The 20,433-nt window shown below is 35.1% G+C and carries 23 protein-coding genes and 2 riboswitches; of the genes, 16 read left to right on the top strand and 7 right to left on the bottom strand.

The window, feature by feature from the left end:
- Positions 1 to 38: 38 nt before the first annotated feature.
- Genes KM149_RS09650 through KM149_RS09640 form a run of 3 tightly spaced genes read right to left on the bottom strand, consistent with a single transcriptional unit; the run spans position 39 to position 2,731 of the window.
- A complete protein-coding gene (locus KM149_RS09650) occupies positions 39 to 713 on the bottom strand; it encodes an IS6 family transposase (RefSeq protein WP_241415330.1) in 675 nt (224 codons plus the stop codon).
- Positions 714 to 745: 32 nt separating this feature from the next.
- Positions 746 to 1,327, bottom strand: coding sequence for an MFS transporter (locus KM149_RS09645; RefSeq protein ID WP_342592898.1), 582 nt, complete (start codon positions 1,325 to 1,327; stop codon positions 746 to 748).
- A gap of 39 nt (positions 1,328 to 1,366) precedes the next feature.
- A complete protein-coding gene (locus tag KM149_RS09640) occupies positions 1,367 to 2,731 on the bottom strand; it encodes an LLM class flavin-dependent oxidoreductase (protein ID WP_060830252.1) in 1,365 nt (454 codons plus the stop codon).
- A 67-nt stretch (positions 2,732 to 2,798) separates the two neighbouring features.
- Positions 2,799 to 2,913, bottom strand: a riboswitch (SAM riboswitch).
- Positions 2,914 to 3,765: 852 nt separating this feature from the next.
- Here KM149_RS09640 and KM149_RS09635 point away from each other — a divergent pair.
- Complete coding sequence (locus tag KM149_RS09635) at positions 3,766 to 4,977, top strand: serine hydrolase domain-containing protein (RefSeq protein WP_103356653.1); 1,212 nt, start codon at positions 3,766 to 3,768, stop codon at positions 4,975 to 4,977.
- 208 nt (positions 4,978 to 5,185) lie between these two features.
- On the opposite strand, the gene KM149_RS09630 is transcribed toward KM149_RS09635, so the two are convergent.
- Both KM149_RS09630 and KM149_RS09625 read right to left on the bottom strand, forming a co-directional pair.
- The gene (locus KM149_RS09630) at positions 5,186 to 5,689 is read right to left on the bottom strand and encodes a GNAT family N-acetyltransferase (RefSeq protein WP_241415329.1); all 504 of its coding nucleotides are present in this window, start codon (positions 5,687 to 5,689) and stop codon (positions 5,186 to 5,188) included.
- Positions 5,690 to 6,065: 376 nt separating this feature from the next.
- A complete protein-coding gene (locus KM149_RS09625; RefSeq protein ID WP_165545028.1) occupies positions 6,066 to 6,485 on the bottom strand; it encodes an organic hydroperoxide resistance protein in 420 nt (139 codons plus the stop codon).
- A 140-nt stretch (positions 6,486 to 6,625) separates the two neighbouring features.
- On the opposite strand from KM149_RS09625, the gene KM149_RS09620 reads away from it, so the two are divergent.
- Genes KM149_RS09620 through KM149_RS09610 form a run of 3 tightly spaced genes read left to right on the top strand, consistent with a single transcriptional unit; the run spans position 6,626 to position 8,984 of the window.
- Positions 6,626 to 7,630, top strand: a complete 1,005-nt coding sequence (locus KM149_RS09620; protein ID WP_060830249.1) for a D-2-hydroxyacid dehydrogenase — start codon at positions 6,626 to 6,628, stop codon at positions 7,628 to 7,630.
- A gap of 21 nt (positions 7,631 to 7,651) precedes the next feature.
- Positions 7,652 to 8,383 (top strand): type I 3-dehydroquinate dehydratase, encoded by a 732-nt coding sequence (aroD, locus tag KM149_RS09615; protein ID WP_060830248.1) that lies wholly within the window; start codon positions 7,652 to 7,654, stop codon positions 8,381 to 8,383.
- 52 nt (positions 8,384 to 8,435) lie between these two features.
- Entirely contained in the window at positions 8,436 to 8,984 is a 549-nt protein-coding gene (locus tag KM149_RS09610) for a nitroreductase family protein (RefSeq protein ID WP_103356656.1), read from the top strand.
- A 135-nt stretch (positions 8,985 to 9,119) separates the two neighbouring features.
- Here KM149_RS09610 and KM149_RS09605 read toward each other — a convergent pair whose 3' ends face one another.
- The gene (locus tag KM149_RS09605; RefSeq protein ID WP_103356657.1) at positions 9,120 to 9,440 is read right to left on the bottom strand and encodes a thioredoxin family protein; all 321 of its coding nucleotides are present in this window, start codon (positions 9,438 to 9,440) and stop codon (positions 9,120 to 9,122) included.
- Positions 9,441 to 9,737: 297 nt separating this feature from the next.
- Between KM149_RS09605 and KM149_RS09600 the strand changes: the two genes are divergently transcribed.
- The 8 genes from KM149_RS09600 to KM149_RS09565 all read left to right on the top strand — a co-directional run bounded on the left by KM149_RS09600 (position 9,738) and on the right by KM149_RS09565 (position 15,123).
- Entirely contained in the window at positions 9,738 to 10,094 is a 357-nt protein-coding gene (locus tag KM149_RS09600; RefSeq protein WP_050345918.1) for an arsenate reductase family protein, read from the top strand.
- A 71-nt stretch (positions 10,095 to 10,165) separates the two neighbouring features.
- The gene (gene gcvH / locus KM149_RS09595) at positions 10,166 to 10,546 is read left to right on the top strand and encodes a glycine cleavage system protein GcvH (RefSeq protein ID WP_050345917.1); all 381 of its coding nucleotides are present in this window, start codon (positions 10,166 to 10,168) and stop codon (positions 10,544 to 10,546) included.
- A 78-nt stretch (positions 10,547 to 10,624) separates the two neighbouring features.
- A complete protein-coding gene (locus KM149_RS09590; RefSeq protein WP_050345916.1) occupies positions 10,625 to 11,020 on the top strand; it encodes a toprim domain-containing protein in 396 nt (131 codons plus the stop codon).
- Positions 10,986 to 11,300, top strand: coding sequence for a thioredoxin family protein (locus tag KM149_RS09585; protein ID WP_241415328.1), 315 nt, complete (start codon positions 10,986 to 10,988; stop codon positions 11,298 to 11,300). Before KM149_RS09590 ends, KM149_RS09585 begins: the two co-directional genes overlap by 35 nt.
- Before the next feature lie 40 nt (positions 11,301 to 11,340).
- Positions 11,341 to 11,451, top strand: a riboswitch (SAM riboswitch).
- A 95-nt stretch (positions 11,452 to 11,546) separates the two neighbouring features.
- Positions 11,547 to 12,575, top strand: coding sequence for a methionine ABC transporter ATP-binding protein (locus KM149_RS09580; RefSeq protein WP_241415327.1), 1,029 nt, complete (start codon positions 11,547 to 11,549; stop codon positions 12,573 to 12,575).
- Positions 12,568 to 13,263, top strand: a complete 696-nt coding sequence (locus KM149_RS09575) for a methionine ABC transporter permease (protein WP_050331560.1) — start codon at positions 12,568 to 12,570, stop codon at positions 13,261 to 13,263. The genes KM149_RS09580 and KM149_RS09575 overlap by 8 nt, the downstream gene beginning before the upstream one ends.
- A 25-nt stretch (positions 13,264 to 13,288) precedes the next feature.
- On the top strand, positions 13,289 to 14,110 hold the full coding sequence (locus tag KM149_RS09570; RefSeq protein ID WP_016424575.1) for a MetQ/NlpA family ABC transporter substrate-binding protein: 822 nt from the start codon (positions 13,289 to 13,291) through the stop codon (positions 14,108 to 14,110).
- A 191-nt stretch (positions 14,111 to 14,301) separates the two neighbouring features.
- A complete protein-coding gene (locus tag KM149_RS09565; protein ID WP_016424576.1) occupies positions 14,302 to 15,123 on the top strand; it encodes a MetQ/NlpA family ABC transporter substrate-binding protein in 822 nt (273 codons plus the stop codon).
- A gap of 255 nt (positions 15,124 to 15,378) precedes the next feature.
- On the opposite strand, the gene popT is transcribed toward KM149_RS09565, so the two are convergent.
- A complete protein-coding gene (popT, locus tag KM149_RS09560; RefSeq protein WP_165545023.1) occupies positions 15,379 to 16,230 on the bottom strand; it encodes a polyprenyl-phosphate transporter PopT in 852 nt (283 codons plus the stop codon).
- 309 nt (positions 16,231 to 16,539) lie between these two features.
- On the opposite strand from popT, the gene sufC reads away from it, so the two are divergent.
- From sufC to sufU, 4 genes are read left to right on the top strand one after another with little or no spacing between them, the layout of a single operon-like run.
- A complete protein-coding gene (sufC, locus tag KM149_RS09555) occupies positions 16,540 to 17,310 on the top strand; it encodes a Fe-S cluster assembly ATPase SufC (RefSeq protein ID WP_241415326.1) in 771 nt (256 codons plus the stop codon).
- 21 nt (positions 17,311 to 17,331) lie between these two features.
- Positions 17,332 to 18,639 carry a Fe-S cluster assembly protein SufD gene (gene sufD, locus KM149_RS09550; protein ID WP_241415325.1) on the top strand — a complete coding sequence of 436 codons (1,308 nt, stop codon included), beginning with the start codon at positions 17,332 to 17,334 and terminating at the stop codon, positions 18,637 to 18,639.
- Positions 18,640 to 18,667: 28 nt separating this feature from the next.
- Entirely contained in the window at positions 18,668 to 19,909 is a 1,242-nt protein-coding gene (locus tag KM149_RS09545; RefSeq protein WP_060830243.1) for a cysteine desulfurase, read from the top strand.
- Positions 19,899 to 20,348, top strand: a complete 450-nt coding sequence (sufU, locus tag KM149_RS09540; RefSeq protein ID WP_050331554.1) for a Fe-S cluster assembly sulfur transfer protein SufU — start codon at positions 19,899 to 19,901, stop codon at positions 20,346 to 20,348. The genes KM149_RS09545 and sufU overlap by 11 nt, the downstream gene beginning before the upstream one ends.
- Positions 20,349 to 20,433 lie beyond the last annotated feature (85 nt).

The following is a 20,433-nucleotide window of genomic DNA, read 5'->3' as shown; positions in this document are numbered from 1 at the left end:
ATAAATCTCTAGACTCATGTTTAAAATAATACTTCGTATTAACTTGCTGGCATGATGCTAATTTCACGGCATGGCGAAAACCCGTAGATTTGAAGAGATCTGCGGTTCTTTTTATATAGTCCGTAAATACATTCAATGCCTTTGATCGTATTCTTTGCCGTATTGATAGTTTGATAACTTATTTTCCTTACTTTGATATGACAATGATCTTGTTCAATGAGATTATTTAAATATTTAGAGGTACAATGACAGTTCGGGTTAAGCTTAAAATCTTTGATTAGTTTAGACATTGCGACCTTCGTTGACGGTGCTTGATCTGTAATTATCATTTGGGGTTTGCCAAATTGCTTGATAAGACGCTTAATAAACGCATATGCCGCATGATTATCTCGTTGCTTACGCAACCAAATATCTAATGTATGGCCGTCTGCATCAATCGCACGATATAAATAGCACCATTTGCCCTTAATTTTGATATATGTCTCATCGGCACGCCATTTATAATAAGCTTTTTTATGCTTTTTCTTCCAAATCTGATACAAAATCGGTGCATATTCTTGAACCCAACGATAGACTGTTGAATGATGAACATTGACACCACGTTCTCTTAATATTTCAGATATATCACGATAACTCAATGAGTATCTTAGGTAATAGCCAACGGCTACAGTGATGACATCTTTATCGAATTGTTTATATCTGAAATAGTTCATACAGAAGACTCCTTTTTGTTTAAATTATACTATCAAATCAACTTTGCAACAGAACCCAAGGCACCCACAATGACCCAAATTAAAGCAGTCCATAACGTTCCAATATACCCTAATACTTTAATAGCAATAGATGAATAATACGCACCAAAAACATACATTCCTGCTACAAATACAAACCAAAACCAACCGACTGCGGTTCCTAATTTGTGTTGAGGTGAGCGATATGTGATCCATACGAGAAAAGCATATGCAAATAAAGGATAGCCAAATCCACGTACACTATAGGTAATAATCATCAAAAAATAGTGTTCAGAAGGTAAAGCCCAACTAATAAATAATATTTGTCCAATAATATAGATAACTGTACCTGTCAGCATCACTTTTCGTGGTCCAAACATTTCAACTAACACACCAGAAAACCATGATGCAATGGCTATGGTCACACCGTAGCAGGTAGTGACATAGGCAGCTTGTTGTAGTGTCAATCCATGGTCAATAAGATAGGGACTAATCCATGCGGCTTCTAAACCTTCTCCCATCATAAATATTAAAACACCTACGTAGCCCCATAACAATGAAGGTGGAAATCCAAGCTTTGAGACCGAAATTTTCATATAATCCCTCCCTTTATAAAATAAAATTACAGTAGTTTTTTAATTTGAAAGTTGACGTGCTGGATGATCTTCACGAATGTATTTTGCACCTTGACCAAATAGGTTTTCTCGAAGTGTCTCTCCTTCATAATCTTGTCGATAAATGCCTCTTTCTTGAAGGACTGGAACCACTTTTTCAACAAACGCTTCAAGTGTGCCCGGAGAATAGGCTTGTGCAACATTAAATCCGTCTACATCAGCAACACGAATCCACTCTTCCAGTTGATCTGCAATCTTTTCAGGTGTGCCTACGAAGCGGACTGGACCTGTCCCTAAGCCATGAAATTTAATCGCTTCTCGCAACGTCCATTTGCGATTTGGGTCTTTAGTATACATATCCATAGCATGCTGAATTGCACCAGTTTCAATGCTTTCTAGATATTGATCTGGATCGTATTGAGAGAAATCAATACCGGTATGTCCACTCAATAAAGCAGCGGTTCCTTCATAACTGACCAATTCAACTAATGCTTGATGTTTTTCTTCAGCTGCTTCTTCAGTTTCTCCAATAATTGGCATAATAAGCGGTAAAAATAACAATGAGTTTTTATCACGCCCGAATTTTTCTGCGCGTGCTCTTACATCCTCGACATAAGCTTTACAAGCATCTAAAGAGTGTTGTGTCGTAAAGACAGCTTCTGCATGTTTCGCTGCAAAATCACGCCCTCGTGAAGAAGCGCCTGCCTGAAAAATAACAGGTGTTCGTTGTGGTGAAGGATCAACAAGGTGAGGACCTGGAACATTGAAAAACTTGCCTTTATGATGAATTAAGTTGACTTTATCAGGATCTGTATATGTATCGCTGTCAATATCTCTGACGATAGCATGGTCATCCCAACTCTTTTCCCATAATTTGTAAGTGACTTCTAAAAATTCATCCGCTCGGTCATAGCGTGTTTCTTTTGGTAATCGCTCTGTGAGACCTAAGTTGACAGCCTCACTTTCTAAATAAGAGGTAACGACATTCCATCCGATTCGTCCTTTAGATAAGTGATCTAGTGTAGAGAGTTGTCGCGCTAATTGATAAGGCTTTGCATATGTTGTTGATACGGTAGGTGCAAAACCGAGGTGCTTCGTAACTGCTGCCATTGCTGAAATCGCTGCAATCGGATCGTAAGCAGGAAATTGAACTGCATATTTTGTGGCAGCCCTATGAGAATTTTCATAGGCACTATAAGTCCCTAAAACGTCAGCCATAAAAAGGGCATCAAACTTTCCTTTTTCGAGTGTTTGCGCAAGATGCGTCCAATATTCGATATCTCCATGAAGATGCCCTTTATCTTTTTCGTGTTTCCATAAACCTATGGAATGCGGTGATGGAGACTGTTGGACAAAACCGTTTAAATGTATTTGTTTCTTTGACATAAATAGACCCCCTAAAAATTAAAAAGCAATACTTCTTTACTTTAAAGATAAGAAGTATTGCCATGTAATCTTATCTTCTAACCGATACGAAGATGCGCATCAGTTACTGGAATTGGCACAGTACCATATAGCCTGTTGCCGAAACTTCATAGGGCCAGTCCCTCCGCTTCTCTAGATAAGTTTTATATGAATTTTCTGAAAATAATATATTTTGTATTTTAGCGGGTGTCTTTTAAAAAGTCAACTATACTTATCAAATTACTATGAATATTAAATATTAAAGATTGTAAAAACTGAAATAGAAGTTAAAGTCTTCATACTTAAATTTGAAAAGAATGATCAATGCACTGATTTTAAACAATGGTGTTGTATTTTTTAAAATAAAGTCAATTTATTATAAAAATAATATTAAACGATTAAACATAAAGAAAAACATATTACACTTAGGAATAGAAATAAACCATTTACGCAAAAAGTAACAAATTTTTAGAAATAAGCATTACAATAAAAATGTAATTAAAGAAAAAGGAGATGAAAACAATGGCTGGCATTTTTGGTTTTATCAAAAAAGTGTTTGACTTATTAAGTAGCATCCTTGTACACGGTGAACCAAGAAACTAAATGGTTAAGGCTGAGGCAGAAAAAAATTGTCTCAGCCTTTTTATTTTAAATAGATAAAAATGCTATTGCATATACTTTGAAATAATAATGTATATAAAGTTAGGTTTATTCACTCGATGCGCTTCCTTAAAATTTATCGTGTTTTAAGCATGAATACTTCGGATTTATAAAGCTTTAAATGTGTAAAATAATCATAGTGGACAATAAAATTATTAAATATTTTTGCAAAGTATTATGTTCATGGTAAACTCTATATTGTCCAGTCCTAGCTCAATGATGGGGAGATATTCACTTTCTCTTATTGAACAGTGACCGAATACCAAGTTTTAGATTGAGACAGACTTATCATGACTGCAATCGATGCTGTTTAAATCTGGAACTTGTCTAATGATTATAAGAGGAGTAAAACGAGAGTGAATAAAAAAAATAAATCATTATTAGTGAACGTATTCGTTTGTTTTGTTGCATTAGTCATATTAATAGGCAGTTTGAGTTTATACCGTTATTTTAAAAAGCAGCATGAACAAGAACTGACAAATTTTCAAGCGAGTCAGCAAGAGAAAAAGAAAAATAGCGTTGAGAATACGGATTATATTCCCCGCTTAAAAACGGTACTTGATCAAAAGAATCTGAATTATAACCAAATTGACCAGTATTTAAAAAATGTGCAATTTAACGGTTCTATCGCTGTTTTTGAAAATGGTAAGTTAAAGATGAACAAAGGCTATGGATTTCAAGATTTAGAGAACGGGAAACCGAATAATCCAAATACTCTTTACTTGATTGGTTCAGCTCAAAAGTTTTTAACAGGAATGATGGTTAAAAAACTAGAATTAGATGACAAAATTAATATTAATGATGACGTGGATCGATATTTATCTCATTTTGAAACGACACCGAAAATTACGTTGAAAGACTTGATGTTACATCGTAGTGGTCTATACAAGTACAAAGGTTCTAAAGATATTCTAAATTTAGACGAGGCTGTCGATTCAATTCAAAAAAGAGGCGTGGATCCGAAGCATTATCACAAACACTTCTATAATGATGCAAACTACCTCGTACTCGCAAAAGTGATTGAAGAAGTGACGCATCATACTTATGCAGAAAATTACTATAAATATTTTGGCAATCCTTTCCAACTTAAACATAGCGCATTTTACAATGATGCACGTTATAAAGAAGATATGGCGAAAGGCTATCAATTAAATAAAAATGCGCCAGTATTTAAACCGCCTATGTTTTTGAATCAATATTATGGAGCAGGTAATTTATATATGTCAGTACATGACATGGGGGTGCTCGTTAGAAAACTTCAAATGAATAAAGTTTTCCCATCAAAAGATACAAAGCCCTATCTTCATGAGTTAATGACAACACGATATCCTGAAAAATATCGTTACGGTTTTTACACTTATCCTGACCATAACCGAATTAATGGTATTTTTTATGGTCAAACCTTTACGACATATTTTAATGACCATTATATCGTCGTTTTAGCAACAAATTATGAGAACCCTAAACCTAATGTAAATGAAGCTAAAATTAAACACATTTATTATAATATTTTAAAACAGCATAAAGTGACAAATCATCCTGGTTTAACCGTAGCTACAAACGAATAACTAAAAGAAGCATGAATGAGAGTATGAAAATAAAAGAATTTCTGTCTCATTCATGCTTTTTCTATTTTCATGGCGCACTATCGATAATGATTTCGTATAATGCTTTTGAGATGAATGATTCAAGTTTGGCTTTGTAAATGTAGTCATGATGTGTATTGAGGAAAAACGTATAAATTGTGATTGAAAGGGAGTAAAAGATGATTATGTGTTAACACGTATAGTAAATTAGCCAATGTTCCTCGATATAATGGTTGTTGATTTTTCTGGCTTTTTCTTCTAAGCCTAAAAATTCGAAACCAATTTTGTCAAAGAATACTTTAGCTGTAATATTATTTGATGCAACAGATACCATAATATTTTCTATGCCGTGATTTTTGGCATATTGAATAAAGGCATCGATTAATTGATGGGCTAACGATTCATCGCGATATTGAGGTGTGACATATAAACTTTGGATAAAGGCTTTGTGTTTTTTAGTGATGTGCTGGCTATGGTAAAGTTGTAAAAATCCAACGAGCGTTTCATCTTGAAAAGCACCGAAAACGAGATTTGTATTTTGATTTTCAGTGTTGAGAAGATTGTGGATTTCTTCATCTGTAATTTCAGGAGGAGTATTGAATTCGTGTAAAAAAGTGAGTGGATCATTCTGGTAAGCTTCAGTCATGAGTTGTTTAAATTGGCTGGCATCATTATCGGTTAATATTTTAATCATAGGCAACCTCCCGCTTCTTGTTTAAAAAATTTCTTCAATTACAATCATAGTAAATAACATTTAAAATTTCAATGTTATTTTAGGTTTTATAGATTTTATATATTTAATATATAAATGGACATGATTTTATTGCTTTGTCTCGTTAAAATGTAATAGAATTAAATTTTTGGCTTATGGTGAGATGACTCAACTGATAGTGAAAAGATTTAAAATCAAAGAGGGATTAGCGATAGAAGGTAGTGCAAATAAGGTTCAAAGCTATGATTAAAATGAAGACATACGATCAAAAGTATCTAGCCTATGAATTAGAAATATAAAAAGCGATGAAACACGAAAATCAAATCCGTTGTTCCATCGCTTTTTTATTTAGATTTATTTATTCAACAACTTCTACATTAAGTGTTACATCAATGTTGCCTTTTGTCGCTTTTGAATAAGGGCAAAAGGCATGTGCTTCTTCTAGTGATTTTTCAGCATCTTCTTGTGAGATGTTTTTAACTTTAGCACGTATATCAACGGCTAATTTAGGACTTTCACTGTCAGGATCTTCTTGAAGTTTAACTGTTAAATCGACAACGGGTTCTGCTTTACGAAAACCGTTTCGTTTTAAGATTAAATCAAAAGCACCGTTGAAACATGAAGCGTAACCTGTTGCGAAAAGTTGTTCAGGGTTTGTTTCATTTTCTTTAGCGTTATCAGGAGGTGCTAGGTCAAATTCCAATTTTTTATCGTCTGTTTGTACGTGACCTTTACGACCACCTGTATTGGTTGCAGTTGTTTCATAAATTGTTGACATCAATGATTCCTCCCTTAAATACGTATCTTTCAATCTTTACCCATTTACTTGTTTTTTAATCATCACATCTTTTCAAAAAGGCAGTGATACGCTATAGTGAGTATATTCAGAAATGACTGACAACTTCGGGAGGGATTAATATGACAAAAATTAAAGTATTTGATGTTAGAGAAGATGAGTTACCAGCGCTTCAACAATGGATTGAAGTGCATAAAGGGACAGTTGAAGTAGAATTAACAGCGTCTCCTTTAAATGAACAACAACTTGAAACATTAGATGATGTCGATGGGGTGACAATTTCACAAACGACATCATTTGATAGTGCTTACTATGAGCGATTAGTAGATAAAGGGATTCATCATATCGCACAGCGTTCAGCGGGTTATGATCAATTTGATTTAGAAGTTGCCAACCAATATGGCGTTAAAATTTCCAATGTGCCAAGTTATTCTCCTCAATCCATTGCTGAATTTGCGGTTACACGTACATTAGAATTAGTACGTCACACACCACAAATTGATAAAAATATTGTGGCACAAGACTTTACTTGGAATTTAAATCTACAGGGGCGTACCATTGAATCGCTAAAAATTGGGGTCTTAGGTACCGGGCGTATTGGTCGCCGCGCTGCTAAAATTTTTAGTGGTTTTGGATCAGAGGTTTTAGCTTATGACTTACTTCCTGATGATGATTTGAGGGATGTTGTGACATATGTGGATAGCTTGGAAGAACTCGTTTCAAAAGTAGATGTATTAACATTACATATTCCTGGTTCAAAAGAAAACCATTATTTGATTAATGAGGCAGTACTACGTCAAGCACAACCAGGCCTTATTATCATTAATGCTGCCCGTGGTAGCGTGTTGGATACACAAGCACTCCTTAAAAGTTTAGACGAAGGGATTGTTGCAAGTGCGGCAATCGATACCTATGAGAATGAAGGGGCATATTTTAGACATGATTGGGGAAATAAAAAATTAGATGATCCAGTATTACAAATGTTGTTAGAACACGAAAATGTGTTGGTTTCTCCACATGTTGCATTCTATACGGATGAAGCTGTTAAAAATTTAGTGGATATCCCACTAGAAGATGTTTTATCATTTATTACGACAGGTCAAGCTGTAAATATTGTCAATCCATAAATGAGAAAAGGTGAATCATCATTGAAAACACAAATTGTAGCAAGTTTTATGCCACGTCAAAAGCAGTTATCGGATGAACAACGCGCATTGATTCAACAAAATGCTGCTTTTTTTGACATTCTTGAATTGCGAATTGACGCCTTAGCAGAATGTCGCACCATTGTTGTAGAACAACTTATCGACCAAATTTTAGAAAACTATCCAACTAAGCCGTTCGAAATCTTAGTGACTTATCGTACACAAAGTCAAGGTGGAGAAGGGCATTACGAAAAGGAAGACTACTTTAAGCTGTTGCGCGGATTAACACAATTAAAAGAAATTGATTTAATTGATGTTGAATGGGCGCATGATCAACAAGCGCGAGGGGAGATTGTATCACAAATTCATCAAGCTGGAATGGTTTCGATTGCCTCTTACCATAATTTTGAAGAAACACCGCCGATAGAAGTGTTGAAAAAAACCTACTATCACATGTCTCAACTAGGAGCCAATCATTTAAAAATTGCAGTTATGCCGAGAACGACACAAGATGTGTTAGTGCTATTACAAGCCCTTTCTGAATCGAGCGACGCCTTACAACAGTGGGTAACAGGGATTTCAATGTCGCAATTAGGTTTGATTTCACGAACTGCCCAAAACACTTTTGGTGGGGCACTTTCATACGGTGCATTGGAAGAAGGGGTAGCTCCCGGCCAACTTCATGTTAAACAATTAGCAGAAGTACTTCCATTGCACAGTTTATTTGAAAGTTAAAAGACTCTCGTTTATAATTGATAATGATTATCATTTTAAGGGGTAGATAGAGATGGAGCTTCGTGAAGCAATTAGTTCAAGAAGAAGTATTAAGAAGTTCAAAAGGGATATGTATATTGATGAATCTGCGTTGAAAGAAGCAATATTAGAAGCGGCTGACGCACCTAATCATGGTATGCGCGAACCGTGGCGCGTTGTCTACGTGCCTAAAAATAAATTAGGCGAAATGAGCCGAGAAATATCAAGATATGCATTCCCAAAAGATAAAGAGAAGCAAGAAAGTCATTATGAGGCCGTTACAAATTTGGGAGGATTTTTAGCGCTCATTATGACATGTGATGCGAGACAGAGAGAAGAAAATGAGAACTATTTAGCTATTGGCGCTTTCGCACAAAATCTATTGTTGTTATTGTATGAAAAAGGCATCGGAACATGTTGGAAAACACCGGATTATATTTTTAAACCCAAAATCAGAACCATCTTTGGCGTGGCACCAGATGAAAAACTTGTTGGATTTATTTATTTAACAGATTTAAAAGATGAGGCAGATTTTCCAAAAGTAGAACGCAAAAATAGAGGAATATTAACAGAGTATATTTAGTCCAAAACGTTGTTTGGATTGGATCACCGAAAGCGTTCTATTAAACGCAACTCTAAGTAGATAAGGGATAACATATTTGTGTGCATAGATAAATAGAGGGGCTAGGACATCATCTCGTCCTAGCCCCTCAAATGATTAGCCTAAGCTTTCAGCTAAATAGTTTTCAACTTGTTCAGGTGATTTTGCATTAGCAGAGTGTAAGTGGTGTAATTTTTGGCCATCTTTAAAGATTAAAATACTTGGAATACCCATAACCTCGTATTCTTCCACTGCTTGATCAAGCTCATCACGATCAACAGAATACCAATCATATTGATTGTATTTTTCAATAATTGGATCAATCCACATATCCATCGCTTTACAGTCTGGACACCAACCAGCTTCAAATTTAATAATAACAGGTTGTTCGCTTTGGATGATTTGATTGAATGATTCCATGTTAGTAATGCGTTGCATCTAAAACATCTCCTTTATATCTATTACGTAACGACATTATAACGGATTTCATAGATGAAGTCATCTATGTGATTCATTGATAAACAAAGGCTAAGGTCGTGCATCTCCTAATATTTAACATTTTTGATATAGAGCATAAAGCAATGGAAGCAGATGGCGTCTTGTGAAACCATTCGATATTCCGCCCATCTATATATTCAATATAAAACAATATGGCAATGATTTTTTTGAAAAAAACAAGCATTTTAATTAATAATTTGATATATTAAAATTAATTGGAATAAGGAGGTCAAAGGCATGATCAAATTTTATCATTATCCAAATTGTACAACATGTAAAAAAGCAGCGAAATTTTTATCTGATCATGGGGTGAGCTATGAGCCTATCGATATTGTACAGCACACACCGACAGAAAAAGAGTTTCGTCAAATTATAGAAAAATCAGGCTTGGATATTAAAAAGTTCTTTAATACACATGGCGCAAAATACAGAGCGTTAAATCTTAAAGACAAACTAGAAAATATGAATGAAGACGAAAAAATAAGTTTACTTGCTTCTGATGGCATGTTAGTAAAGCGACCATTAGCAATCTTAGGTGATAAAGTGACAGTCGGCTTTAATGAAGAGGTCTATCGCAATACTTGGCTATCATAAAATAGTTGATAGAACCGTTCCAATATGTCATGATAAAATTGTAATTGTAAACATTATAGGAGGGGATTAACGTGGCAGTGCCAAGCGAATTAAAATATTCTAAAGAACACGAATGGGTAAAAGTTGAAGGTCAAACAGCGACAATTGGAATTACAGATTTTGCGCAAAGCGAATTAGGTGATATTGTCTTTGTAGAGCTTCCAGAAGCAGAAGATGAACTTACTGAAGGTGAAACTTTCGGAAGTGTGGAATCAGTTAAAACTGTTTCTGAATTGTATTCTCCTGTATCAGGAAAAGTCATCGAAGTGAATGAAGGTTTAGAAGACGAACCTGAAGCGGTTAACGAATCACCTTATGAAAAAGCTTGGATGGTAAAAGTTGAATTAAGCGATGAAAGCCAATTAGATGCATTATTAAGTGCAGCTGATTATGAACAAATGATTGGTGAATAATGCCCGCATAAAGACTCCTCGGTAATCTGATTATCAAGGAGTTTTTTGTACTCAAATATTTTTTAGAAGGTGAAGACCATGGCGATGATCAATAAGGTTATTGTTGTAGAAGGTAAATCTGATAAAAAACGTGTTCAAGAGGTGTTGTTAGAACCTGTCGAAATTATATGTACACATGGAACGATGGGAATTGAAAAATTAGACAATATGATTGAATATTTGTATGATAGACAGGTCTACATTTTGGTAGATTCAGATGCGGAAGGTCGAAAAATCCGCAAATGGTTTACAACTTATTTGAGTGAGCGCATCGATATTTTCATCGATACGAATTATAGTGAAGTGGCACGTTGTCCACGCGATTACCTCTCTAATGTATTACAACATTTTGGATTTAAAGTAAAAAAAGATTTTTATGTTAAAGGGAAGTATTCATATCATGAGTGTTTCAGAGCAATTGAACAATATATATAGAAATAAAGATGAAAACGTTCATCTCATATTTGGTTATACACCGATGTGTGGGACATGTAAAATGTCTGAAAGAATGTTAGATATTGCAAATGAGATGACACAATTACCTATTGTGAAAATAGATTTAAATTTTCATCCAGATTGGAGCCAAGCAAATGAAATACAGTCTGTGCCTGTGTTAATGATCATGCATTATGATCAAGAAGTAGAAAGGTTATATGCTTTTCAGTCTGTACCGTACTTGTTAGAAAAAATAAAAAAAGTAATTGACGCATGTTGATTACAATGATAAGATTAATATCAATTAAATAGTCAGAAAACTCTTATCCGGAGTGGTGGAGGGATGTGCCCTATGAAGCCCGGCAACCGTCTAGTATATAGAAATGGTGCCAATTCACATAAAGTAAAAATTTTACTTTTGAAGATGAGAGAAAAGCGATTTGTGTTAATGCTTTCTCTTTCATTTTTTAAAAGAGAAAGCATTTTTTATTTTGCAGATAAGAGGGGAAACACAAGGAGGAACAGTATGATTGAGCTTAAAAACATCGTTAAAAAGTACGAAAGTAAATCAAAATCTGTAACAGCTGTAGATCATGTTGACCTAAAGATAGAGAAGGGTTCAATCTATGGTATTATCGGATTTTCTGGTGCTGGTAAAAGTACTTTAATACGATTATTTAATTATCTAGAAACACCTACATCAGGCGATGTGATTATCGGCGGGGATAACATAGGACAGTTAAGTAAAGCAGATTTACGCAAAAAACGACAAAAAGTCAGTATGATTTTCCAACACTTTAATTTATTGTGGTCAAGAACGGTAATGGATAATATTATTTTCCCACTAGAAATTTCAGGAGTTGCAAAAAGTGAAGCAAAGCAGATAGCATTAGAGCTCGTTGAACGTGTTGGTTTAAAAGGGAGAGAGCATGCGTACCCTTCTGAATTATCAGGTGGTCAAAAACAACGTGTCGGCATTGCGCGCGCACTTGCCAATGATCCAGAAGTATTATTATGTGACGAAGCAACAAGTGCACTTGACCCTCAAACGACAGATGAAATATTAGACTTGCTTTTACAACTTAAAAAGGAAAAGAATTTAACGATTATTATTATTACACATGAGATGCACGTTATTCGTCGGATTTGTGATGAAGTATCTGTAATGGAAAATGGTCGTGTCATTGAGCAAGGTAAAGTTTCTGATATTTTTGAAAATCCACAGCACGCAGTGACACGCCGCTTTGTTCAAGAAGACTTGAAACCGAGTGATGAAAGTGATGAGCTTGTAGCGACATTTCCTCTAGCAAAAGATGATGTTTTGATTAAATTGACTTTTTCTGGCGATAATACAACACGTCCGATATTGTCTCATCTATCGCAAGAATATCATCTTTCAGCCAATATTTTAGAGGGTAATATTAAACAATCAAAAACGGGAACTATAGGCTATTTACTCGTTCACATTCAAGATGTCTCAAAAACAAATTTTGATGAAGTACAAGCGGACTTAGAGTCACAAAATATCGATGTAGAGGTGGTCAGTCATGGGTAAGAGTTTTAGCGAAATACTTCAAGAGATGATAACGATGCCGAATGTACGTTGGCCGGATGTTTGGGTAGCGACATATGAAACGCTATACATGACAATCATCTCAACAGCATTCTCATTTATTTTTGGGCTCATTTTAGGTGTGATTCTGTTTTTAACATCTAAAAGTAAATCTAAAGCAGGACGTATATTTTATAGTATTGTTTCTTTCATTGTGAATTTATTTAGAGCGATACCATTTATCATTTTGATTTTATTGTTAATTCCATTTACAAGTTTACTATTAGGTACAATCAGTGGTCCAACGGGTGCTTTACCTGCTTTAATCATTGGGGCATCTCCTTTCTACGGTCGACTCGTAGAAATTGCGCTTAAAGAGATTGATAAAGGCGTTATTGAAGCGGCGAAATCAATGGGAGCGACAACTTGGACAATCGTATTAAAAGTATTAATACCAGAATCACTACCAGCCTTAATTTCAGGTATTACTGTAACGGCGATTGCTTTAGTAGGATCTACTGCAGTGGCAGGTGTTATCGGTGCTGGTGGTTTAGGTAACTTGGCATACTTAACTGGATTTACGCGAAATCAAAACGACGTTATTTTAGTTTCAACCATTTTAATATTAATTTTGGTATTTATTATTCAATTCTTAGGGGATTGGATAACGAATAAAATAGATAAACGCTAATAATAGTGAAGAGGAGACTGTTTTAATGAAAAGATTTTTATCGATTATTGTTGTTCTTGTTGTTGCAGTTGCTTTAGCCGCATGTGGAAATGGTTCTGATAGTAAAAAAGAAGACAAAAAGATTGTTGTTGGTGCTTCACCTGCGCCACACGCTGAGATCTTAGAAGAAGCAAAGCCATTATTAAAAGATAAAGGTTATGATTTGGAAATTAAAACAATTAACGATTATACAACACCGAACAAGTTGTTAGATGCTGGCGAATTAGATGCAAACTTTTTCCAACACACACCTTATTTAGATACTGAGAAAAAAGACAAAGGTTATAAAATCGAATCTGCTGGTAATGTTCATTTAGAACCTATGGCGGTTTATTCAAAAAAATATAAAAGCTTAAAAGATTTACCAAAAGGAGCAGAAATTTTCGTTTCTAACAACCCAGCTGAACAAGGTCGTTTCTTAAAATTCTTCGTTGATGAAGGTTTAATTAAGATTAAAAAGGGTGTAAAAATCCAAGACGCAACATTTGATGATATTACTGAAAATAAGAAAGACATTAAATTCAACAGTAAACAATCTGCAGAATTCTTACCTAAAACATATCAAAATGGTGAAGGTGATGCGGTCATCATCAATTCAAACTTTGCAATCGAGCAAAAATTAAATCCACAAAAAGATTCTATTGCAGTTGAAAAAGGAAATAATAACCCATATGCAAACTTAATTGCTGTTAAAGAAGGGCATAAGGACGACAAGAAAATTAAAGCTTTAATGGAAGTATTACAATCTAAAGATATTAAAGACTTTATTAAAAAGAAATACGATGGTGCAGTTGAACCAGCGAAATAAATATCTTTGTGAAAACGTGTTTCAAATACTTGAACGCGTGTTAGCGAGATATGTATCAATGATTTGAACTTAATTTAATGCGTAGTACAAACGATTATCGACTATAAGTGTATGAAAGTGAATGTACTACGCATTTTTTATACCTATTCGCACTCAGAATCAAGCTGTTGTTATTTGAAAGGAGCATACATATGAAAAAATTAACGCTATTACTTACATCTATTGCAGTATTCGCACTTGTATTAACGGGCTGTGGACAAGATAAAACGAGTAAAGCAGATGACAAAAAAATAGTTGTCGCAGCAACACCAACACCCCACGGTGAAATTGCTAAAAAAGCTGGCGAAATTATGAAAAAGAAAGGTTACGATGTTCAAATTCGCGAAGTCAATGACTACAAAATCCCGAACAAGTTATTAGATAAAGGCGATGTCGATGCTAACTTATTTCAACACGTTCCTTACTTAAAAGAAGAGAAAAAATCACACGGCTACAAAATTGAAGAAGTTGGCAAAGTTTTAACAACTCCTATGGGCGTCTACAGTAAAAAACATAAAAGCTTAAAAGATTTACCTGATGGTGCGAAAATCTATATTTCTAATAACCCAGCAGAAGAAGGACGTTTCTTATCATTCTTCGTAAAAGCAGGATTAATTAAAATCAAAGACGGCGTTAAAATTGAAGATGCAAAATTGGATGATATTGTTGAAAATAAAAAGCATTTGAAATTTGATAACCAACAAGGGGCAGAGTTTTTACCTAAAACGTATAACAATAATGAAGGCGATGCGGTTATTATGAATTCAAACTATGCGATTGACAATGGTTTGAAACCACTTAAAGATTCTATCGCAGTCGAGGATGAATCGTCACCATTTGCGAATATTTTAGCTGTCAAAGAAGGCCATAAAAATGATAAGAAATATCAAGAGTTTCTAAAAGCCTTACAATCTGCTGAAGTGAGAGACTACATTAAAAAAGAATACGATGGTGCAGTGATTCCTGCAAAATAACATTGATAATTAAGGTGACAGTTTGAGAATTTCATCTCGTAATCGATAATACGGATTCAGTAATAGATTTCACCTTCTTTAATAAGAGACTTAAAGATTGTCATTGATAGGGAGAAAATGAAGCTTCTTCTAAGTGGAATCAATCAAAAATGTACCGAGTTTCTTCCTATTTAAATAAATAATAATTTTATAATAATCAATGAAAAGGCGGGACAATGAAATCAAATCGATTTCTGTCCCGCCTTTCTATATGATTTAGGCTTCATTAGTAAAGCGACCTAAAATAAAACTGATTATAAATCCTAAGAGAAGCGTGATTATCGATGCTAACCATGTAAGGCCCTGGTTAGGCAAACCAGGAAAGACTGAAAATAGTGAACCGATCACTAAACCAAGTATGGCTGCATAAGTGAGATAAGTGTAATGTTTTAACAAATACGTAATCACTTTACTTGCGATTAGAAACCCTACAACTATCCCCATACCTACCATTAAAATGACAGGTAAAGCTTCGAAATTGAAACGTACAATTTCAGAAATGGAATAAGTTACAGTACTGTATACACCGAATAATAATAATATAAATGATCCAGAAACCCCTGGTAATAACATCGCACTTGATGCACATACACCAGCAATAAAATATTTAATGAGCATTGGCAGGGACAAATCAATATAGCTAGGTGCAGCATGTGAAGTATCACCTTTAAAAAATGCCATCAATGCAAGTGCTATAATAGCCACTCCCATAATAACCCAATGCTGGATTTTGTATGTTTTTTTGTAATGTGAAATACGCAATAGAAATGGAATAATCCCTAAAATTAATCCAAAAAAGAAAAACATCGTCGGTACTAAGTGTGTTGCTAACAGATAATTGATAACGCTACTTAAAATGCCGATTGCCAAAGCCATTCCGATAATAATAGGTAATAAAAACAAGATACTTTTTTTGAAATGCTTTGAAAAAACACCACTTACAGAAGCGATAAAATCATCGTAAATGCCTAGGAGTAATGCGATTGTGCCGCCACTTACGCCGGGAATTAGATCACTAATGCCCATCGCAAAACCTCTAGGTATATTTGAAATCTTAAATTTCGACATGATTCTATTCCTTTCCTTAGTTTATCGTTACATCATACCACATTATAACTGATTTCAATCCTATGTCATCTATAATATGTGTCAAAAATGACGAATGAGAACAGGAGGGATGTGATTATCAATAACTTTTCTAAAAAGGATTCTGGTTTGCTTTCTTAAGATGTCTTGTAATATAACCCGAAACGGTTTATAATTCCCATCATTTCCGTTATAATTAGCAATTAGAGACCAAAGAAAACTTTTTGACGTTACATTAAAATTATTATAAACTAAACTATGGAATCTAACATTATTTTGGAGGGAATATTAATGCCATCAACATTAGAAATTAAAGACTTACATGTGTCTATTGAAGATAAAGAGATATTAAAAGGTGTCAATTTAACGATCAATACTGGGGAAATTCACGCGATCATGGGGCCAAATGGTACTGGGAAATCTACTTTATCATCAGCAATTATGGGGCATCCGTCATATGAAGTGACGAAAGGTGAAGTATTATTAGATGGGGTCAATGTTTTAGAATTAGGCGTAGATGAACGCGCTAAAGCGGGTCTATTCTTAGCAATGCAATACCCATCAGAAATCACAGGTGTTTCAAATGCAGACTTCATGCGTTCAGCTATGAATGCACAACGCGAAGAAGGTAACGAAATTAACTTAATGCAATTTATTAAGCAACTTGATAAACAAATGGATTTCTTAGACATGGATAAAGATATGGCACAACGCTACTTAAACGAAGGATTCTCAGGTGGTGAGAAAAAACGTAACGAGATTTTACAATTAATGATGTTACAACCTAAGTTTGCTATTCTTGATGAGATTGACTCAGGTCTTGATATTGACGCTTTGAAAGTCGTATCAAAAGGAATTAACGAAATGCGTGGCGATGAATTTGGTGCGTTAATCATTACACACTACCAACGTTTATTAAATTACATTACACCGGATCACGTTCACGTTATGTATAATGGTATCGTTGTAAAATCTGGCGGTTCTGAATTAGCGAAACGTCTTGAAGAAGAAGGTTACGAGTGGGTTAAAGAAGAATACGAAACAGCCATTTCAAATCAATAATCATCATAGGAGGAAATAATTATGACTACTGAAACATTAAATATTTCTGAAGCACAACTTGTTGATTATTCCCAATCTCAAAACGAACCTTCTTGGATGACAGAGTTAAGAAAAGAAGCGTTTAGACAAGCTGAATCTTTGGAAATGCCAAAACCTGATAAAACGAAATTAAATAAATGGGATTTTGATTCATTCAAACAGCATGAAACACAAGGTGCTGTGTTCCATGATTTAAAGGAATTACCAAGTGAAATTGACCGTATTATCAACGTTGAAAACACAGAAAATCTTGTGATTCAACATAACAATACATCTGCATATACAAAAGTTAATGACAAAGCACTTCAAGATGGTGTAATCATTGAGCATATAAGCGAAGCGTTAATCAATCATAGTGAATTAGTTCAAAAGTATTTTATGAAAGATGCTGTTACGGTAGATGAACACCGCTTAACTGCTTTGCACACTGCTTTAATGAATGGCGGAATTTTTGTATACGTTCCTAAAAATGTCGTTGTTGAACATCCAATTCAATATGTTGTACTTCATGACGATGAAAATGCGAGCATCTTTAATCACGTTCTTTTAGTGACTGAAGAGAGTGCCGAAGTGACTTACGTTGAGAATTATCTATCAACTGCAAGTGGAGAAGGAAATCAATTAAATATTGTTTCTGAAGTCATCGCAGGTGCCAATTCTAACATTTCATATGGTTCTGTAGACTTCTTAGATAAAGGTTTCACTGGACATATTATCCGTCGTGGTGTGACAGAAGCAGATGCAACAATTAAGTGGTCTTTAGGTTTAATGAATGAAGGCGATCAAATCATCGACAACACAACAAACTTAATTGGTGACCGTTCAACTTCTGAACTGAAGTCAGTTGTAGTCGGACGTGGCGATCAAACAATTAACTTAACATCAAGAATTGTACAATATGGTAAAGAAACCGATGGCTACATCTTAAAACATGGTGTAATGAAAGAAAATGCCTCATCCATTTTCAATGGCATTGGACATATTAAACATGGCGGTTCAGGTTCTGCTGCTAACCAAGAATCACGTGTGTTAATGTTATCTGAGCATGCACGTGGGGATGCGAACCCTATTCTACTTATTGATGAAGACGATGTAGAAGCAGGACACGCGGCATCTGTTGGGCGTGTTGACCCTGAGCAACTTTACTATTTAATGAGTCGTGGTATTTCACAACGTGAAGCAGAACGTCTTGTCATTCACGGATTCTTAGATCCAGTGGTACGTGAATTACCTATTGAGGATGTACAGCGTCAATTACGAGAAGTTATCGAATTAAAAATAGGCAAATAATACAATTCTAGAAAGGTCTGTGATTGTAGTGGCCGATACAAAATTAGATGTAGAAGCAATTATCAAAGACTTTCCCATTTTAGACCAAAAAGTCAATGGCAAACGTCTTGCATATTTGGATTCAACAGCAACAAGTCAAAAGCCTAAGCAAGTGATTGATACATTACGTGACTATTACGAGCGATATAATTCTAATGTTCATCGTGGTGTGCATACGTTAGGCTCACTTGCAACAGATGGTTATGAAGGTGCACGCGAAACGGTGCGTCGTTTTATACATGCTAAACACTTTGAAGAAATTATTTTCACACGTGGAACAACAGCTTCTATAAACATGATTGCACATAGTTATGGTGATGCAAATGTGGGACAAGGTGATGAAATCGTTGTAACCCAAATGGAACATCATGCGAATTTAGTGCCTTGGCAACAGCTTGCACACCGTAAAGGAGCGAAACTCAAATTCATACCGATGTCAGAAGATGGCACATTATCCATTGAAGCGGTTAAAGAGACCATCACCGATCAAACTAAAATTGTGGCTATTGCGCATGTTTCAAATGTTTTAGGTACAATTAATGATATTAATGCAATTGCTGAAATAGCACATGCACATGGTGCCATTATTTCAGTGGACGGTGCACAATCTGTACCGCATATGAAGGTAGATGTCCAAGATTTAAACGTTGATTTTTATAGTTTTAGTGGCCACAAAATGCTTGGACCTACAGGTATCGGCGTTTTATATGGTAAACGTGAACTATTAAATGAAATGGAACCGACAGAGTTCGGTGGAGATATGATTGATTTTGTTGGTTTGTATGAAAGTACATGGACAGATTTACCTACAAAATTTGAAGCGGGAACGCCTCTGATTGCACAAGCGATTGGTTTACAAGCAGCTATTGAGTACATTGAATCTATTGGATTTGATGCTATTCATGCGCATGAGCAAGTACTGACGCAATATGCTTACGAACAAATGTCTCAAATCGAAGGTATCGATATCTATGGCCCAGCTAAAGACAATCGTGCGGGCATTATCACCTTCAATCTCAAGGATGTTCATCCTCACGATGTGGCAACTGCTCTAGATACTGAAGGTGTTGCAGTTCGTGCAGGCCATCATTGTGCACAGCCGTTAATGAAATGGCTCAATGTATCATCAACAGCGCGAGCAAGTTTTTATATCTATAATACAAAAGAAGATGTGGATCAACTTGTCGAAGGATTGAAACAAACGAAGGAGTTTTTCTCATATGAATTTTAATAACCTAGACCAATTATATCGTTCAGTTATTATGGATCATTATAAAAATCCTCGTAATAAAGGTGTAATCGAGGATGGTACGATGACAGTGGACATGAATAACCCAACATGTGGTGACCGTATTCGTCTCACATTTGATATCGTCGATGGCATCATTAAAGATGCGAAATTCGAAGGTGAAGGTTGTTCGATTTCAATGTCGAGTGCGTCAATGATGACTGAAGCGATTAAAGGGCATAGTTTAAAAGAAGCAATGCAAATGAGCCAAGAATTCACAAAAATGATGCTTGGTGAAGATTATGAGATTACTGAAGATATGGGAGATATCGAAGCATTACAAGGTGTTTCTCAATTTCCAGCACGAATTAAATGTGCCACACTCGCATGGAAGGCACTTGAAAAGGGTACAGTTGAAAAAGAAGGTAAAAGTGAAGAATAACACTTAAATGGTGTATACGAGGAAACGTATTTCAAAATAGAGAATTGGGTAGTCAAAGGGTACTCATGTATTAATTAAGAAATAG

Origin of the sequence: Staphylococcus coagulans (assembly GCF_022557135.1) — a bacterium.
Lineage (GTDB): Bacteria > Bacillota > Bacilli > Staphylococcales > Staphylococcaceae > Staphylococcus > Staphylococcus coagulans.
Note: the sequence above shows the minus strand (reverse complement) of the source record. Positions and strands in the feature narration are given on the sequence as shown.

Bases quoted from the DNA above. Each gene is read 5' to 3' on its own strand.
- KM149_RS09650 (WP_241415330.1), bottom strand. From the start codon at position 713: ATGAACTATTTCAGATATAAACAATTCGATAAAGATGTCATCACTGTA.
- KM149_RS09645 (WP_342592898.1), bottom strand. From the start codon at position 1,327: ATGAAAATTTCGGTCTCAAAGCTTGGATTTCCACCTTCATTGTTATGG.
- KM149_RS09640 (WP_060830252.1), bottom strand. From the start codon at position 2,731: ATGTCAAAGAAACAAATACATTTAAACGGTTTTGTCCAACAGTCTCCA.
- KM149_RS09630 (WP_241415329.1), bottom strand. From the start codon at position 5,689: ATGATTAAAATATTAACCGATAATGATGCCAGCCAATTTAAACAACTC.
- KM149_RS09625 (WP_165545028.1), bottom strand. From the start codon at position 6,485: ATGTCAACAATTTATGAAACAACTGCAACCAATACAGGTGGTCGTAAA.
- KM149_RS09620 (WP_060830249.1), top strand. From the start codon at position 6,626: ATGACAAAAATTAAAGTATTTGATGTTAGAGAAGATGAGTTACCAGCG.
- KM149_RS09610 (WP_103356656.1), top strand. From the start codon at position 8,436: ATGGAGCTTCGTGAAGCAATTAGTTCAAGAAGAAGTATTAAGAAGTTC.
- KM149_RS09605 (WP_103356657.1), bottom strand. From the start codon at position 9,440: ATGCAACGCATTACTAACATGGAATCATTCAATCAAATCATCCAAAGC.
- KM149_RS09600 (WP_050345918.1), top strand. From the start codon at position 9,738: ATGATCAAATTTTATCATTATCCAAATTGTACAACATGTAAAAAAGCA.
- KM149_RS09590 (WP_050345916.1), top strand. From the start codon at position 10,625: ATGGCGATGATCAATAAGGTTATTGTTGTAGAAGGTAAATCTGATAAA.
- KM149_RS09585 (WP_241415328.1), top strand. From the start codon at position 10,986: ATGAGTGTTTCAGAGCAATTGAACAATATATATAGAAATAAAGATGAA.
- KM149_RS09580 (WP_241415327.1), top strand. From the start codon at position 11,547: ATGATTGAGCTTAAAAACATCGTTAAAAAGTACGAAAGTAAATCAAAA.
- KM149_RS09575 (WP_050331560.1), top strand. From the start codon at position 12,568: ATGGGTAAGAGTTTTAGCGAAATACTTCAAGAGATGATAACGATGCCG.
- KM149_RS09570 (WP_016424575.1), top strand. From the start codon at position 13,289: ATGAAAAGATTTTTATCGATTATTGTTGTTCTTGTTGTTGCAGTTGCT.
- KM149_RS09565 (WP_016424576.1), top strand. From the start codon at position 14,302: ATGAAAAAATTAACGCTATTACTTACATCTATTGCAGTATTCGCACTT.
- popT (WP_165545023.1), bottom strand. From the start codon at position 16,230: ATGTCGAAATTTAAGATTTCAAATATACCTAGAGGTTTTGCGATGGGC.
- sufC (WP_241415326.1), top strand. From the start codon at position 16,540: ATGCCATCAACATTAGAAATTAAAGACTTACATGTGTCTATTGAAGAT.
- sufD (WP_241415325.1), top strand. From the start codon at position 17,332: ATGACTACTGAAACATTAAATATTTCTGAAGCACAACTTGTTGATTAT.
- sufU (WP_050331554.1), top strand. From the start codon at position 19,899: ATGAATTTTAATAACCTAGACCAATTATATCGTTCAGTTATTATGGAT.